We start from the raw sequence: 15,394 nt of genomic DNA on the forward strand, positions 1-15,394 counted from the left end.
CGAATATATATAATGACAACATCTACAATTGTATTGCTGATATTAGCTATTAGTGTTGCTTTTGGTTTAGCGTTTTACCAATATTTATACAAAGCCGGGAACAGGTCGAAAATACACCTGTTTCTGGCTTTTTTACGTTTTCTGACGTTATTGACCATTTTTATATTACTGATCAATCCGGTTATTTCCCGAAAAACCTATCAGGATGTAAAAACACCTTTGCCGGTAATTGTCGATAATTCCCAATCGATTCACGAGCTAAAACAGGGCGATCTGGCCAAATCACTATCCGAAAAAATAGCAGAGAACAGTGCTTTAAAAGAGAAATACGATGTGCAATTGTATACTTTCGATGCCGATTTTTCAGCCGGAAAACAACCCGATTTTAAAGGAAAACAAACACATATTGATCTGGTAGCTCAAAATTTAAAGCAATTTTACCGCAATCAGAATTATCCGGTAGTAGTGCTGACCGATGGGAATCAGACGATTGGAAATGATTATGTGTATAGTTTTCAGCAAAATACAACCGTTTTTCCGTTAGTATTAGGTGATACAACAACATTCCTGGATTTGAAAATCAACCAGTTGAATGTGAATAAATATGCATTTTTAAAAAATAAATTCCCGGTTGAAGTCTTTTTACAATATAGCGGAACCAAAAATGTCAATGCCGTTTTTAGTATTCAGCAAGGTAATGGAACGGTATATAAACAAAATGTAACTTTTGGTCCGTCTAAAAAAGCGCAGGTAATTTCGGTTTTGCTTAACGCTGATAAAGTAGGTGTGCAGACGTACAAAGCTGTTATTATGTCGGCCGAAAACGAAAAAAACAAATACAACAATACCAAGAATTTTGCGGTAGAAGTTATCGATCAACGGTCGGAAATTGCATTGGTTTCGTCTTTAAATCATCCCGATTTAGGAGCGTTAAAGCGTGCAATCGAATCGAATCAACAACGTAAAGTAACTATCGTTAATCCAAACGAAATCAATTCATTAAATGATTACAATGTTTTGGTTTTGTATCAACCAAATGCGGATTTTAAAAAGCTGTTGGAATTAAATAAAAACTTGCAATTAAATACCTGGACGATCACCGGTTTGCAAACGGATTTTAATCTGTTAAACCAATCGCAATCGGCAGTTCAATTTAGAATGGGTAGTCAGAAAGAAGATTTCTCAGCCGATTTTAATCCGCAGTTTAATGCCTTTGCTTTGGATAATATTGGTTTTGAACAAATGCCACCGTTGCAAAATCCATTTGGTACGATAACCCTTACCGGTAATGCGAATGTTTTATTGCAATCCCGAATCCGCAACATTGTATCCGGAAATCCGCTATTGGTTTTTACTGAAAACGGCGCGAAACGAAATGCCTATCTTTTTGGTGAAAACATCTGGAAATGGCGTGTCGAAAGTCATCTGAAAACCAAATCGTTTGAACAATTCGATATTTTTATCGATAAAACAATACAATTTCTGGCTTCAAATGCCTTAAAAAAATCGTTGGTTGTCCAACATGAAAGCTTTTATAATTCCGGTGAAACCATCGAAATTACAGCACAATACTTTAATAAAAACTACGAATTCGACGAAAATGCCCGTCTTACTATTCAATTAAAAAATAAAAAGACCAATGCGGTTAAAAATTACGACTTCCTAAAAGGGAATGGCGAATACAAAGTAAACCTCGACGGACTTGAAGCAGGTCAGTATGGATTTGTAGTAAAAGAAAACCAATCCAAAACATCGTATAGCGGCAACTTTGAAGTATTGGATTTTGAAATCGAAAAACAATTCGTAAACCCGGATGTAGCGCGATTGACACAATTGGCTGCGAATACGAACGGTAAAGCCTATTATCCGAATCAGGTGGATGCTTTAATCAAAGTCTTATCCGAAAATCCGAATTATGTTCCGGTACAAAAAGCCGTAATTACACAATCGCCTTTAATCGATTGGAAAGGTTTATTGATCATTTTAATAGTAAGTCTTGCGGTAGAATGGTTTGTTCGGAAATACAACGGACTGTTATAAGATCCGTTTTACCTTTGGCAAACTTTGCTGAATCAATTTCTATATTCTATTTCCTGTTTAAATAGCATCGATCTGTAAAACGAAGAAGGATAGCCATTGCTTATTATAAACCAGAGTAGTGTTGTAGTGCTAATCCCATTTTTCAATTATGATTTGATTTACAATAAAAAAATCCTGATTTTTCTAAATCAGGATTTTTTATATGGGTTTTTGTTTGTAATCCGAAAGGTTTACTCTTCATCATCGTCTTCTTCGTCGTCCTCGTCATAATCGCGATCTTCATCATCGTCCTCGTCATCGTAGTCCTCATCATCTTCATCATCCTCATCTCCGTCATCTTGAGATTTTTTAGGTTTGGATGGTTTCGACTTTTTAGCGTCGTCATCCTCGCCATCTTCGATGTCAAGTCCTTTGATGTCTAATGTATCTTCTGCTGCGATATCATCTTCATCATCGTCGAAATTTTCAATTCTGTCAGCAAGTTTAGTACTTACTTTTACTAAGTAGATTGTATCTTCAGTTCGTACTTCAACTGCTTCAACTGTTTCATTCTTAGCATTTTTAAAACGGATAACATCAGAATCATCGTATCCGTCTGGAAATTTCTCAACTAGGAGCGTTAAGATTTCATTTGTTAATTTAGCGTAATCTACAATTACTCTTTTCATTCGTTGTTTTTTAATGCTTGTTGTTGTTTCAAATGTAATATCCTAAATCGTATTTTCAAATAAAAAATCCTGTTTTTTTTAGGGCAAACATTAAAAATTACATATCCAATAAGTAAGCAAAAATAAGCGGTGCCACGATAGTTGCATCCGATTCGATTACAAATTTTGGTGTATTTATATCTAATTTACCCCAAGTGATTTTTTCATTTGGAACTGCTCCGGAATACGAACCGTAACTTGTAGTTGAATCGGAGATCTGACAGAAGTAACTCCAGAAAGGTACATCGTGCATTTCCATATCCTGGTACAACATCGGAACCACACAAATAGGGAAGTCACCGGCAATACCACCACCAATTTGGAAGAAACCAACACCTTTGTCGCTGTTTTTTGTATACCAGTCGGCAAGGAACGTCATGTATTCGATACCCGATTTCATGGTCGTCGCTTTTAATTCGCCTTTAATTACGTAGGAAGCGAAGATATTACCCATGGTACTGTCTTCCCATCCCGGAACAACAATTGGTAGGTTTTTTTCTGCCGCAGCATACATCCAGCTGTCTTTTAAGTCGATTTCGTAATATTCTTCCAAACATCCTGAAAGTAGCATTTTATACATGAATTCGTGCGGGAAATAACGTTCTCCGGCATCTTCTGCATCTTTCCAGATTTTGTGGATATGTTTTTGTAAACGACGGAAAGCTTCGTGCTCCGGAATACAAGTATCCGTTACACGGTTCAGACCTCTTTCCAATAAATCCCATTCCTCCTGAGGTGTTAAATCACGGTAGTTTGGAACACGCTCGTAGTGTGAGTGTGCTACAAGGTTCATGATATCCTCTTCCAGGTTGGCTCCTGTACAGGAGATGATTTGTACTTTATCTTGACGGATCATTTCAGCAAAAATCTTTCCTAATTCTGCTGTACTCATAGCTCCGGCTAATGTCACCATCATTTTTGCACCGTTCTGTAGTTGCGCTTCGTAGGCTTTGGCCGCATCAACTACCGTCGCAGAGTTGAAATGTAAATAATACTTTTCAATAAACTGACTGATTGGTCCTTTACTCATTTCTTAATTATTTAAAGTTAATGTCTGCTTTTGTAGAAAAGTCAAACATACTGAATTTATTTTTCTTTTTTCTCGTACCCTAAAATCTTCAATACCTCATCGGCAGTTTGTTGTTCCGAAAATACTTCGGTAGCTACAATGCCATTTTCATCCCGGTCGATCAGGATATGTTTCGGTTGTGGAATCAGACAGTGGTGTAGACCTCCGAAACCACCAATCGTTTCCTGATACGCTCCGGTATTAAAGAAACCGATATACAATGGTTTTTCTTTGTTGTATTTCGGAAGGTAAACCGCGTTCATATGTTGTTCAGAATTGTAATAATCGTCGCTGTCACAGGTTAATCCACCTAATAATACCCGTTCGTAGGTATCGTTCCAACGGTTCACGGCCATCATAACAAAACGCTTGTTAATTGCCCAGGTATCCGGTAAAGTGGTAATGAAAGACGAATCGATCATGTTCCATTTTTCACGGTCATTTTGTTGTTTCTGATATAACACTTGGTAGATTGCACCTCCGGATTCTCCAACGGTAAACGAACCAAACTCGGTAAAAATATGCGGTACCGGAACATCGGCATCGTCACATGCAATTTTGATTTGGTTTAGGATTTCGCTGATCATATATTCATAATCGTATTCGAAAGCCAAAGAATTTTTAATAGGGAAACCACCGCCAATATTAAGACTGTCTAAAGTAGGGCATTCTTTTTTTAATGCGATGTATACTTTCATACATTTTAAAAGCTCATTCCAGTAGTAGGCCGTATCGCGGATACCGGTGTTGATAAAGAAGTGCAACATTTTTAGTTCCACATTCTTGTTTTCCTGAATTTGCTTTCTGTAAAACGGAACGATGTTTTTATAACCGATTCCCAAACGAGAGGTATAGAACTCGAATTTTGGTTCTTCCTCAGCCGCAATACGGATACCGATTTTAAACTTACCTTCGATTTTTTCCTGTAATAAATCCAATTCTTCATAATTGTCGATTACCGGAATCGTTTTCGAATGACCGTTGTTGATCAGTTTTGCAATATTATCAATATATTGTTCACGTTTAAAACCGTTACAAACAACATAGGTGTTTTTGTTGATTTTACCTTGTGTCATTAGGTTTTCCACGATATTCACGTCGAAAGCCGAAGACGTTTCGATATGAATATTGTTTTTAAAAGCCTCGTTCATCACAAATTCGAAGTGTGAACTTTTGGTGCAATAGCAATAGTAATATTTCCCTTCGTATTTGTGTTTTTCCATAGCCTTACGGAACCATCCTTTGGCTTTATTAATGTTGTTGGAAATCTGTGGCAAATACGTAAACTTTAACGGCGTACCGTATTGTTCAACCAATTTCATCAAATCGATATTGTGAAACTGAAGGTTGTCTTTATTTAATGTAAATTCCTCCTGAGGAAAATAGAAAGTCTGGTTGATCAGGTCGTAATATTTTGTGTTCATTTTAATAAGTGCTTTTTAGGTTATAATAATAAATTCTTTAAAAAAAGATTCCTTAGTATAACGCACTTTTCAAACTCTAATATTAGCGTACATAATCTGCAGTTTTTCATGCAGCGGATTGGTAAAAAGGAAAATGTCAAAATTACGGACACTTTTAATAGAAAAAATAATCCGTTGCATTTTGGACAAGGATCTGTTTTTCCGGGTGTTTCCGCTATTGGGGATATGAGGATTCTGACTATTTTTCATCGCGACAAATGTAAAAAATAATAGCTCGTTTTTAAAAACAATTTTTATTAAAAAAATCTTAGTTTTTATAATCGTCAAAAGCCTTATAAATCAGGTCATTTTCGATCTCTTCGTCGATTTTTACGGCACCGATTCCGTTTAAAAGTGCAAACTTCACTTTTCCGAATTCATTTTTCTTGTCGTGAATCAGCAAATCGATACAATTTTCGATGTCCTTTTCGGTAAAAGGAACCGCTGGATAAATATCGGCAATGACACTTTTTATTTCCTGGTATTCATTTTCGGTCAACAACTCTTTTTCGAGTGACAAATAGCTTTCCAGTATCATTCCAATAGCAATAGCTTCACCGTGAAGGAGTGTTTCCTTGTTTTCATTTTCAAGAAAATAACTTTCGATTGCGTGTCCTAAGGTATGTCCGAAATTCAAGGCTTTGCGCAATCCTTTTTCTGTCGGATCCTGCGTAACCACATTATTTTTAATAATCACCGATTGATGAATTAATTCATTTAAATCGTCGGTATCCAGACTGGAGAGATCCCCGAATTTGGTCCAATAGGCACGATCCTGAATCAACCCGTGTTTAAGCATTTCAGCCAGTCCGGAACGCATCTGACTTTGCGGTAAGGTTTCCAGATAATGCGTATCGATTAGAACCGCGATCGGATTCTGAATCACACCCACCTGATTTTTAAGATTTCCAAGGTCAACACCGTTTTTACCACCCACAGAAGCATCGACCATCGCCAATAGGGTAGTCGGTACATTAATAAAATCGATTCCTCTTTTATAGGTACTAGCGACAAATCCGCCCAAATCGGTCACCACGCCACCGCCTACATTAATAATGATACTCTTCCGATCGGCACCCAATTCGGTTAGCGCCTGCCAGATATGGGTACAGGTTTCGATGTTTTTATAGACCTCTCCGGCTTCGAATTCGATGATCTCAATCGGGATTTCGGTAGCAAGATTGGCTAAAAAATCCGGCATACAGTAATTTGCTGTTTCACTGTCGACTACGATAAAAATTTTCGAATACGCTTCCTTATAAAGCGTTTCACTTAAAAATGTATAGCAGTTTTCGTTAAAATAGATGGAATAACCGTTGGCCTGGATTGTTTGCATCGCTTGAAAAGTTGATAATTCAATGGCAAAAATCGTCATTTTTTATGATATATTCTTAAACTGTGGCTATATTTGCACATAGATTTTCAAACGACAATGGAAAAAATATTTAACAACACACAGGTTGCTTTTGCACTAAAAAGCGACACGGAGCTTGACCGAGCTTATTTTCTTTTTAAAATGATTGACAATGAACCTTTGGTAAAAATAGGAACCGCGGTGACTAATTTTGCTCTAAAGGCCCATTTACCGGTAGAAGGATTAATCCGGGCTACGGTATTTGATCATTTTTGTGGTGGTGTAAGTGAAGATGACTGTCTGAAAGTAGTGGACAAAATGTTTACCAAAGGCGTGACTTCTGTATTGGATTATTCCGTAGAAGGAAAAGAGGACGAAGCACAGTTTGATGCGGCCTTGGAAATGACCTTAAAAACCATTGAATTTGCTAAAGAACGTGAAGCAATTCCGTTTGCGGTATTTAAACCAACCGGATTGGGACGTTTTTTCCTGTATGAAAAATTAGGAGAGAAAAAACAGCTAACACCGGAAGAGCAATCCGAATGGGATAGAGTAGTAGCGCGTTTTGAAAAAGTTTGTCGTACGGCCTACGAAAAAGATGTGGCCTTATTGATTGACGGTGAGGAAAGTTGGATGCAGGATGCTGCCGATGCGTTGGTTGCCGATATGATGCGTAAATACAACAAAGAAAAAGCGATTATCTATAATACGTTACAAATGTATCGTTGGGATCGTCTGGATTACCTGAAAAAACTACACGCAGAAGCAAAAGCCGAAGGATTTCATATTGGAATGAAGATTGTCCGCGGTGCTTATATGGAGAAAGAAAACAAACGTGCCGAGGAAAAAGGATATAAATCACCCATTTGTGAATCAAAAGAGGCTACGGATATCAATTATGACAGTGCGATCCAATATATGATTGAAAACATTGACATGATGGCGATTTTTGCCGGTACGCATAACGAAAACAGTTCATACCGTTTAATGCAGCTAATGGAAGAACATCATATTCCGAAACACGATTCCCGTGTATTCTTTGGTCAGCTATACGGAATGAGCGACAATATCAGTTATAATCTGGCAGCAAACGATTTTAACGTATCGAAATATTTACCATTCGGTCCGGTTCGTGACGTGATGCCCTACCTGATTCGTCGTGCGGAAGAAAATACTTCGGTAGCCGGACAAACCAGTCGGGAGTTAACCTTACTGAAAAACGAAAGAAAACGTCGAAAAATAGAAGATAATTAATCTAAAAAGCCTCCAATTGGAGGCTTTTTTGTTGTATTTCCACTACACCTGACAGGTTTCCAATACGTGTCAGGTATAGCAACGTCAAGCAAGGACAAAAGTGAGTAGATATGGGAAATGAATTGTAAAAACTTTGAAAAAAACGTAAATTAGGTACTATAATTTTATTAGCCATAAAACCTTTAAATACAATCGCCATGAGTTATAGTGCCACAACCATTGCCAACTACTTTATTAAAAAATATGCCACTACCGGAGAATTGACACCGTTAAAATTGATAAAACTAGTCTATATTTCTTATGGATGGTATTTGGAAACCTTCGAGTATAAAGAACCATTAGTGACCGAAAAACCACAGGCATGGCGTTATGGCCCGGTTTTTCCTTCTTTATATGATAATTTAAAGCACCATGGTAAAAGTTTTGTCAAAGAGCCTGTCAATTGCCATACAACTGAAGTAATCACCGATGAAGATGCTCGCTTTTTGGATAAAGTTTGGGAAATATACGGGCAAAAAGATGGCATATATCTGAGTGCCCTTACCCATAAAGACGGAACCCCCTGGTCTGAAACCTATCCGAAAGGAGAAAATCTAATAATTCCGGATCCTTTAATTAAAGAGTATTATAAGAAGCTGCTCGAATAATGGGTATTTATAATTTTAGTATGACCCGGTTTCCCCTTGAATTGGATACTACCCGAGCCGAAAATGAAAACAATACCTTATTTAACGCTATAAAGAGGCGGTATGACGAAACGACCGACTTACGAAATATCCTAGCCAAAGTTTTTACAATACTAATCACATTTTGGCTTTTGGCGGTTATGTTACTACTTACAGGCAATACAGCAACCTATAAACTCAGTGATTCTGTATTGATCACTTTATTAACCACTACTACGATTCAGATCTTAGGGATGATGGTGATTATACTTTTTGATTTGTTTCCTGGTGGGAAGAAGGAAAAAAGTAAGGAGTGAAAGATATATACACCTGACAGGTTTTCAAAACCTGTCAGGTGTGGCTTATTACTTATATAACTTCATACAAAGTTTATATGTTTTTGATATAGCATAAAGACTTAGTCCAAACAAGCCAACTTCAATAAATAAAAAAAATGTATTTAGTACATCAAAATCAATAATATTAAAGCTACTTTCTTTAAGAATATTTATTGTTATAGGAAGTAGAACGTAAAATGAAACAATATAAATGATAGAAATGGGCAATGACTTTATAAAGAGTATTTCCCTTACTTCTTTTTTGTACTGTTTTAATTTCTTTTGTTGCTCTTTTTCTGGTTTTATTAAGTCTAAAGATTTCTGTATTTCTTTTTCAATCGAATTAAAAAGAAAAGTAAGAAAAACTAAATATACACTAATAGCTGAAAGTAAATCTACCATAATTAAGATAGTTCTCTTTGTAATAATTCATATGTATCAATTGAACAACTATACTTACTGGCTAATCCTCTTATTTTTTGTATTGGTTCGTAAGTTGGCCCTTTCTGACTAATGATCAAGTTTAATTCCTCAATTATTGTAGGAGAAGTACAGATGAACTGATATGGATCATTTGTTTTAGCTTGAGTTGCAGAATTTAAGATGTCTAATAAAGTATTGTTAATATAACTGAAGATCTTAGTTCTGTAACGAGACTTTGTATTTCTTAACAAAGTTTTACTTTGTGATTGTGTTAGTTGAAATATAGAAGACAATTCATTTTCACTAGGTAGTCGGTTTTTAAAGTAATAAATAAGAAGAAAAAATAATCTTTCCTGTTGTATTTAATCAGCTCTTGTTGGAAGACCTTTTTCTTTAAACATTTTTACATACTCCATAAATGATGCTTTTGCTAATGATGCTAAGCCTTCATTTAAATCGGAGTCTGTGTTTAGTCCTAAGCATTCTTTAATTAAATTTTTATCTAGACTCGTTAATTCTTCATCTGTCAATGTTATAGTAATATCCATGTTTTAAAGTTTTAATGATTTTACATTTGTAAAAGAAGAAAAATTAAACCAGTACCACTTACGTAAATCCATAAGGAAATAAAGCAAATTGTATTATAATGCAACACCAGATTGTTTTGGAAACCTGCCAGGTGTGAAAAGCAAAACAAAAAGCCACTCCAAGAGCGGCTTCAATTCTTTGATGAACCAATTTATTTTATGAGTCGTAACTGTGTATTGATTTTTTGATCGATTAAAGTGGCATATTCCTGTTCAAATTTATCTTTAACAGATTTATCTTTTATTTCTAATTGGTTGGATAAATAGGTAAGTTTTCTTTTGTTCAGTTCAATTATTTCAGACCATTCCATAACATAAACTTCAATGTTTTTTTCGGTTTTTCTGTCGAATAAGAAAGGATGGTTTGGATAACTTTCTCTTCTGGATTTGACTTGCGATTTGGCAAATTTAGTTAACCTCGAAGAAACTAAACAGAGTTTATATTTTACCTTTTCTGATGGTAATGAAGGATATTCTTCGATAGTAAAAGCATAGCTGTCAATTTGATTGAGTTCTTTTTTTCCGATAGCACATTTTGGAGATTTCAATTCAACGACCATAATTTCTCGTTCGCCATTATCGTTTATTTTCTCATTCATAAAAAATAAGTCGGTAATGTTATTAAGCCCTTCAGTCTCTTCTATCGTATTTTCATCCTTTAGAGTTGGTTCATAATGCAAATACTCAGTGGTGAGTTTTTCTAAAATAGCACCTATTTTTTTGTCCGACCATAAATGAGGTGTTCCGTTGTAATTCTCACCAAACAGCCATAATTCATTTTCAACAATCTTATGTAACTGACTCCGCTCTTTTAAATGTTTTGCAATAGCTCCGTAAATAAGTTCATTAAGAAAATTTAAAAATTCCAATTTATCCGAAACCTGACTGGCAAAATGGATTACATTTTCTAAATCGGTTTTTTGTAGTAGACCGTGAAATTTAGTAAGGTTTTCGTCCGATAGATCAAGAATTTTACTAAAAATGTATTCGATATTACCATCGCTAATTGCCTTATCCAATAGCGGAAATATAAAAGTTCTGATTGAATCATCTTTTTCAAGAATCTTGTGCTTATCTTCAATTAAATAGGCTATCTTTTTAAAAACAATTTCATGCGAATCGGTTGTTGGTTTTTTTTCTTTATAAGGATAGTATTTATCGTTTTCTAAAGTGGCTACAAATTTTTCAAACCGTTTATTTCGGGTCTTAAAAAATGTATTGATGGTATCTTTTATCTGATTTTTCAGATTTTTAATTTCTTCTTCGCCCAATAAGTCTAAATCTAAATTCCGAAATAAATCGTTATCAAATAAATTGGAATCGATGTAAATAAACCAGGTTCCTAATTCAGGAGTGTACCAATCGGATGAAAAAGTAAATTCATGTGCAACCGATTTTATTCCGGCATTTTCAGTTTGTAGGAAAATCTTAACCTTATTTAAAGAAGTACTAACGTTATAAAAATGGAAGTTTAAGAGGTAGTTTTCACCTTTTCTATTTGTATAGTCTACTTTTTGTCGATACGGTTTTCCTTTAACGAAATCTTTTTTATTTAGTTTTTTTCCGTTTACATAAAAATTTATAGTTTCATTAAAAACTTCATAGGGATAATGTTCAAAAATGACTTGTGGAAATTTATCTTCCTTAAAAGCTTCTACGAGTAAGTTTTTTTTAGGAGTATTGTTGGGACCATTATGATGTAAATTCTCTATTTAAACTTTATAATAAGAGGAAGCATTTTTTTTATCTAAATATTGATAATCAACTTTGACATCGGTTTTCTCCAGTTCAATATCTTTCAGATCGATTGTATCGATTCCAAAAGATGTTTTACTAAACTGTTGGTTTGCCGGATCGAAAGCTACCGTTTCAATTTTCATTAATTCACCGATCTGAAAAGAACCAAATCGTCCGATTCCCTGACCTTTTTCTTTTACATCGGTTGCTATTTGCAGAATTCGTTTTTTGAATTCCGAATAGGGAACACCATGACCATCATCTTCAATCGTAATTTTTTCGATACCGGACTTAACCATCACGGAATCATCATAGGCAACAGTAATCTTAATATTCTTTGCATTAGCCTGTATTGAATTGTTGATCAGTTCTTTAAAAGCTTTGAAGGTGTCGGAATACTTAACTAAAAGGCTTTTTATAACTCTTGTATTGGTAGTGATTTTTTCAGTTACAGTATTCATCCTATTCGTTTTAGCTAAAAATTATGCCGTATAAAGTTATTTATTTTCGAGCAACTTTTCAAGTAAAGCCACTTTTTCTTTTTCGGTTTCGAGTAGGCGTTCGTAGAGTTTTTTGTTTTCTTCATACGATTCGACCAGTTTGTCTATCGGATTAAAAGAACAATGATGATAGCTTCCGTTTGCATCGCCATCGTGGTTTGCAGCATGCCCGTTAGTGTTAATTGTAGAAGTATCGCTACTATTAAAAGTATTCGATATAATATTCATGGTCATATCTTCGTCAAAATTTTCGATCGCTTCGACGGGTACTTTTAAAGCCGTGGCGAGTTTTTCTAATAGAACTTTATCGATGGTTTCTTTTTGCTCCAGCAATGAAATTTTTTGTTGGTTCCAGTCTTCACCAATTTCATAGGCGAGCGCTTCCTGTTTTATTCCTTGTACTTCGCGGAAGCGTTTTACATTGCGTCCCTGATGTACTTTTCCAGATGTAGTGGTAGTCATGGCGTATATATTTAGTAGGTTAATAATTACTGTAAAACGACAAGATAATCTCTATAGCTGTTCGATACGGTTTGTGTCTCGTTTTTTACCCGGAAGGGGAGTAGATTATCTATTGGTCTTTTCGGTGCTTTGTAGTTCAATAGTAAATATAAAAGCCATGAAAAAGATAACCAAGACAACCGAAAATCAAAATGCCCGTATTTTAAAAATTTATCCGCAATATTTCAAGCGTCGCTATCAGAAACATGTCAATTTACCACTTATCCGACTTTGTGGTCGCTGGGTGGAGCGAATTGGCTTTAAAATAGGAGGACATGTCCAGGTAGTGTACGAATCCGGACGGATAATTATAACAAAAGTAAGGCCCGCTAGAAAAAAGTAAACGATCACGGTTTTTATTTCTCTGTTTTGGGAAATAAAAATAATTACTTACCGATTTAATTCGGTAGTTTTACGGTTTATAACCTGCTTGATCATAAGAATGAAAAAATTAATAAAAATGGTACCGCTGGCATTTTTATTCCTGTTTACAGGATGTGCCAATTATTATTACTTAGATGGACAACAAAAAGTAGAAACCGACAAACCTTATCAATACAATAAGTTTGTATTGTCTTTTGATAAAGGCCGACAGCAACTTGATTTTTATACCTATGCCGACTATGTTTTCAATAAGATTGAACCGGAATATATCTTTTTTAAAAATCCGGAAATGAAGCGACTGCTACGGTATAGGATGACGCAAAAGCCAACAGAGCAAATGCTGTTTATGTATACGTTTCAACCGACTTTTTCCAATATCCTGGGATTTTATTATAAAGGCTTGACTACGGCAGATATAAAAACGAAATATGGCAATAGCTTTTCAAAACAAGTTGATAATCAGTTATTATTTCAATATACGTTCGAAAAATTCAAGGTTTTCGATTTTTATAAAGATGTCGATGGTGGTGTGGTCCGTTTTATAGCCCTTAATAACGCGGAGTATTCTCAGGATCCGGAGTACAAATCATTTAACAGAGAAATCGATAAAATATTTTTTGAAGCCAATGTTTTTTTTAAAGAAGGCGCTATAGAACAGCTTTATTAATTTCGGATGTATTTTGTTTGTTGAATTTGTTTTTTCTTTAGGTATTTTTAATGTAATATATTTTGTTCAACCAACTATTATGATGAACAGTTGTTTAATGATTTATCAAGAAAAAGCCATGTAACATGTAATTTTTTCTTGATGATATTCGCTTAATGGTTATCCTCTGTTGATAATCGCTTGATTTAAAGCAGAAACGATTTTTTTGATATAATCTTCATCGCTCGAAATAATACTATCTGTTTCGCCGGAATTAGTACTGATACGAACAGTAAATGAAGCTCTAATATTGATATGCCATATAATTCCTATTGCAAGTAAAAGTCCGCCTATCATTATCTGAAAATCATTCGGTATAAAAAAAGCAATTACCCCCGTTATTATTACTACCCGAGCGTTAAAGCGGCTTTCTTTTATTTTGCTGATGGTTACAGAAGAAATGTTGTGTAACGCATAGGTTTTGTCACCAACAATATATCTTGACTATGTTAAGGATACAGTAAGATCCCGATAAAAAAAATGCTCTTTTGTTGTTACTTTCATAATGTTTTAGAGTTTATTATGGTAAAAGAAGAGAAATTTGTTTTAGTTTCATTATGGAAATTCATAAAACAGAATCTTTGTAAAACCGAATTGCTTATTTTTTCTTCATGTTGAGAAATATTTAATAAAAGGCATTATTTTTGAAGGTCTCTTTTTAAATTTTTCAAAATGAGAAACTACATTTTTATACTTTTACTACTGGTCAATCTGTCTTGTTCGAAAGTCAATCCGGAACTTATTTGGTACGATCCTATTGTAGTGTCGGATCTGGATAAAGATTCGGAGCAAGCCGATATCAGAGTGGCACTTGGCATTAGTGCGCAGGTTTTCTATTTGTCTGAAAAGGAGAAAAACTTTACGCAACTTTTGGACGGGCTTACCCGTAGTTACCGCGAACAAAAACCGGTAAAGATTGGTATCGAAAAAGGTACGAATCAGATCAAAATAGTAGCCCGAACGAATAAAAAATAATTTCGTTTTTAATTTGATCAAATAATTTACCTGACTTTTACGAATAAGGCAGTAAACCATATGAAAAAAATAATAGCCGTCATTTTAATAGTCGTGTGTCATTCGTTTGTACACGCACAGGACAATATCAATAAAGAATTAAGCAAATTGTTTCTGGATTTGAAGTTAGAATTAGTACCCGATAAAATGATAGAAAGTTCCAACTTGAAGTTTGAAAAATTTGTAAGAGACATTCCTGATTTTCAGGATAAAGAAACAATATTTCTTACGGAATTTACGGAAAACAAAGCCGTAAAATCCAAAATCGTAGCTGGAGAAATTAAGATTATTCAAAGAGATGGTAAGATCAAATATGGGATATATCAGGTTGTTCAAAATTTAAAATTTCAAACACTAGAGGATTTACAGTATGAATACAATAGACTTTCAAAGCAATATGAAGAATTGGCGCGTTATATTAAAACCGATACAAATGAAGATGGAAATGAATACTTTATAAATCATATTACTAAAACGATTACTATAAAAGATAAATTAAAAAGTATCAAACTCGATTTCAGTTATTCAGTTCCCCGAAAAAAAGAAACGGGATACCATCTTTTTATAAGTTATAGTTTTTAAAATTTTGAACTGCAACACCTGACAGGTTTCTAAAACCTGTCAGGTGTAAAATATTTAGACTACATTTATC

The 15,394-nt window shown here is 34.7% G+C and carries 18 protein-coding genes; 8 read left to right on the forward strand and 10 right to left on the reverse strand.

The window, feature by feature from the left end; all coding sequences use genetic code 11:
* The first annotated feature begins 12 nt into the window (after positions 1–12).
* Positions 13–2,040, forward strand: coding sequence for a hypothetical protein (locus E6C50_RS01335; RefSeq protein ID WP_136401404.1), 2,028 nt, complete (start codon positions 13–15; stop codon positions 2,038–2,040).
* A 230-nt stretch (positions 2,041–2,270) separates the two neighbouring features.
* Here E6C50_RS01335 and E6C50_RS01340 read toward each other — a convergent pair whose 3' ends face one another.
* The 4 genes from E6C50_RS01340 to aroB all read right to left on the reverse strand — a co-directional run bounded on the left by E6C50_RS01340 (position 2,271) and on the right by aroB (position 6,615).
* A complete protein-coding gene (locus E6C50_RS01340; protein WP_136401405.1) occupies positions 2,271–2,708 on the reverse strand; it encodes a DNA primase in 438 nt (145 codons plus the stop codon).
* A gap of 97 nt (positions 2,709–2,805) precedes the next feature.
* Positions 2,806–3,777 carry a deoxyhypusine synthase family protein gene (locus tag E6C50_RS01345; RefSeq protein ID WP_136401406.1) on the reverse strand — a complete coding sequence of 324 codons (972 nt, stop codon included), beginning with the start codon at positions 3,775–3,777 and terminating at the stop codon, positions 2,806–2,808.
* A gap of 56 nt (positions 3,778–3,833) precedes the next feature.
* Positions 3,834–5,240: an arginine decarboxylase gene (locus E6C50_RS01350; protein ID WP_136401407.1), complete on the reverse strand. Its 1,407-nt coding sequence runs from the start codon at positions 5,238–5,240 to the stop codon at positions 3,834–3,836.
* 307 nt (positions 5,241–5,547) lie between these two features.
* Positions 5,548–6,615, reverse strand: a complete 1,068-nt coding sequence (aroB, locus tag E6C50_RS01355; protein ID WP_136402047.1) for a 3-dehydroquinate synthase — start codon at positions 6,613–6,615, stop codon at positions 5,548–5,550.
* 96 nt (positions 6,616–6,711) lie between these two features.
* Here aroB and E6C50_RS01360 point away from each other — a divergent pair, with 96 nt between their 5' ends.
* From E6C50_RS01360 to E6C50_RS01370, 3 genes are all read left to right on the forward strand, one after another.
* Positions 6,712–7,887, forward strand: a complete 1,176-nt coding sequence (locus E6C50_RS01360; RefSeq protein WP_136401408.1) for a proline dehydrogenase family protein — start codon at positions 6,712–6,714, stop codon at positions 7,885–7,887.
* Positions 7,888–8,084: 197 nt separating this feature from the next.
* Positions 8,085–8,534, forward strand: a complete 450-nt coding sequence (locus E6C50_RS01365; RefSeq protein ID WP_136401409.1) for a Panacea domain-containing protein — start codon at positions 8,085–8,087, stop codon at positions 8,532–8,534.
* Between the two features lie 20 nt (positions 8,535–8,554).
* Complete coding sequence (locus tag E6C50_RS01370; RefSeq protein WP_136401410.1) at positions 8,555–8,869, forward strand: hypothetical protein; 315 nt, start codon at positions 8,555–8,557, stop codon at positions 8,867–8,869.
* A 48-nt stretch (positions 8,870–8,917) separates the two neighbouring features.
* Here E6C50_RS01370 and E6C50_RS01375 read toward each other — a convergent pair whose 3' ends face one another.
* The 5 genes from E6C50_RS01375 to E6C50_RS01395 form a co-directional block, all read right to left on the reverse strand.
* Positions 8,918–9,292 carry a hypothetical protein gene (locus E6C50_RS01375; RefSeq protein ID WP_136401411.1) on the reverse strand — a complete coding sequence of 125 codons (375 nt, stop codon included), beginning with the start codon at positions 9,290–9,292 and terminating at the stop codon, positions 8,918–8,920.
* 383 nt (positions 9,293–9,675) lie between these two features.
* Entirely contained in the window at positions 9,676–9,861 is a 186-nt protein-coding gene (locus E6C50_RS01380) for a hypothetical protein (protein ID WP_136401412.1), read from the reverse strand.
* A 191-nt stretch (positions 9,862–10,052) separates the two neighbouring features.
* A complete protein-coding gene (locus E6C50_RS01385) occupies positions 10,053–11,171 on the reverse strand; it encodes a hypothetical protein (RefSeq protein WP_136401413.1) in 1,119 nt (372 codons plus the stop codon).
* A 441-nt stretch (positions 11,172–11,612) separates the two neighbouring features.
* The gene (locus E6C50_RS01390; protein WP_136401414.1) at positions 11,613–12,098 is read right to left on the reverse strand and encodes an ATP-binding protein; all 486 of its coding nucleotides are present in this window, start codon (positions 12,096–12,098) and stop codon (positions 11,613–11,615) included.
* A 36-nt stretch (positions 12,099–12,134) separates the two neighbouring features.
* On the reverse strand, positions 12,135–12,599 hold the full coding sequence (locus E6C50_RS01395; protein WP_136401415.1) for a helix-turn-helix domain-containing protein: 465 nt from the start codon (positions 12,597–12,599) through the stop codon (positions 12,135–12,137).
* A 157-nt stretch (positions 12,600–12,756) separates the two neighbouring features.
* Between E6C50_RS01395 and E6C50_RS17575 the strand changes: the two genes are divergently transcribed.
* Positions 12,757–12,981 carry a SymE family type I addiction module toxin gene (locus tag E6C50_RS17575; RefSeq protein WP_168732719.1) on the forward strand — a complete coding sequence of 75 codons (225 nt, stop codon included), beginning with the start codon at positions 12,757–12,759 and terminating at the stop codon, positions 12,979–12,981.
* Between the two features lie 99 nt (positions 12,982–13,080).
* On the forward strand, positions 13,081–13,689 hold the full coding sequence (locus E6C50_RS01405; protein WP_136401417.1) for a hypothetical protein: 609 nt from the start codon (positions 13,081–13,083) through the stop codon (positions 13,687–13,689).
* Between the two features lie 159 nt (positions 13,690–13,848).
* Here the strand turns inward: E6C50_RS01405 and E6C50_RS18055 are convergent, their stop codons facing one another.
* Entirely contained in the window at positions 13,849–14,163 is a 315-nt protein-coding gene (locus tag E6C50_RS18055; RefSeq protein WP_394346673.1) for a DUF6232 family protein, read from the reverse strand.
* Between the two features lie 237 nt (positions 14,164–14,400).
* Between E6C50_RS18055 and E6C50_RS01410 the strand changes: the two genes are divergently transcribed.
* Positions 14,401–14,703: a hypothetical protein gene (locus E6C50_RS01410; RefSeq protein WP_136401418.1), complete on the forward strand. Its 303-nt coding sequence runs from the start codon at positions 14,401–14,403 to the stop codon at positions 14,701–14,703.
* A gap of 60 nt (positions 14,704–14,763) precedes the next feature.
* Positions 14,764–15,324: a hypothetical protein gene (locus tag E6C50_RS01415; RefSeq protein ID WP_136401419.1), complete on the forward strand. Its 561-nt coding sequence runs from the start codon at positions 14,764–14,766 to the stop codon at positions 15,322–15,324.
* Positions 15,325–15,394 lie beyond the last annotated feature (70 nt).

This window comes from Flavobacterium supellecticarium, assembly GCF_004801375.1.
In the GTDB taxonomy this organism is placed as follows: domain Bacteria; phylum Bacteroidota; class Bacteroidia; order Flavobacteriales; family Flavobacteriaceae; genus Flavobacterium; species Flavobacterium supellecticarium.

Coding starts and splice junctions, on each gene's coding strand:
- E6C50_RS01335 (WP_136401404.1), top strand. CDS start 13: ATGACAACATCTACAATTGTATTGCTGATATTAGCTATTAGTGTTGCT.
- E6C50_RS01340 (WP_136401405.1), bottom strand. CDS start 2,708: ATGAAAAGAGTAATTGTAGATTACGCTAAATTAACAAATGAAATCTTA.
- E6C50_RS01345 (WP_136401406.1), bottom strand. CDS start 3,777: ATGAGTAAAGGACCAATCAGTCAGTTTATTGAAAAGTATTATTTACAT.
- E6C50_RS01350 (WP_136401407.1), bottom strand. CDS start 5,240: ATGAACACAAAATATTACGACCTGATCAACCAGACTTTCTATTTTCCT.
- aroB (WP_136402047.1), bottom strand. CDS start 6,615: ATGCAAACAATCCAGGCCAACGGTTATTCCATCTATTTTAACGAAAAC.
- E6C50_RS01360 (WP_136401408.1), top strand. CDS start 6,712: ATGGAAAAAATATTTAACAACACACAGGTTGCTTTTGCACTAAAAAGC.
- E6C50_RS01365 (WP_136401409.1), top strand. CDS start 8,085: ATGAGTTATAGTGCCACAACCATTGCCAACTACTTTATTAAAAAATAT.
- E6C50_RS01370 (WP_136401410.1), top strand. CDS start 8,555: ATGACCCGGTTTCCCCTTGAATTGGATACTACCCGAGCCGAAAATGAA.
- E6C50_RS01375 (WP_136401411.1), bottom strand. CDS start 9,292: ATGGTAGATTTACTTTCAGCTATTAGTGTATATTTAGTTTTTCTTACT.
- E6C50_RS01380 (WP_136401412.1), bottom strand. CDS start 9,861: ATGGATATTACTATAACATTGACAGATGAAGAATTAACGAGTCTAGAT.
- E6C50_RS01390 (WP_136401414.1), bottom strand. CDS start 12,098: ATGAATACTGTAACTGAAAAAATCACTACCAATACAAGAGTTATAAAA.
- E6C50_RS01395 (WP_136401415.1), bottom strand. CDS start 12,599: ATGACTACCACTACATCTGGAAAAGTACATCAGGGACGCAATGTAAAA.
- E6C50_RS17575 (WP_168732719.1), top strand. CDS start 12,757: ATGAAAAAGATAACCAAGACAACCGAAAATCAAAATGCCCGTATTTTA.
- E6C50_RS01405 (WP_136401417.1), top strand. CDS start 13,081: ATGAAAAAATTAATAAAAATGGTACCGCTGGCATTTTTATTCCTGTTT.
- E6C50_RS01410 (WP_136401418.1), top strand. CDS start 14,401: ATGAGAAACTACATTTTTATACTTTTACTACTGGTCAATCTGTCTTGT.
- E6C50_RS01415 (WP_136401419.1), top strand. CDS start 14,764: ATGAAAAAAATAATAGCCGTCATTTTAATAGTCGTGTGTCATTCGTTT.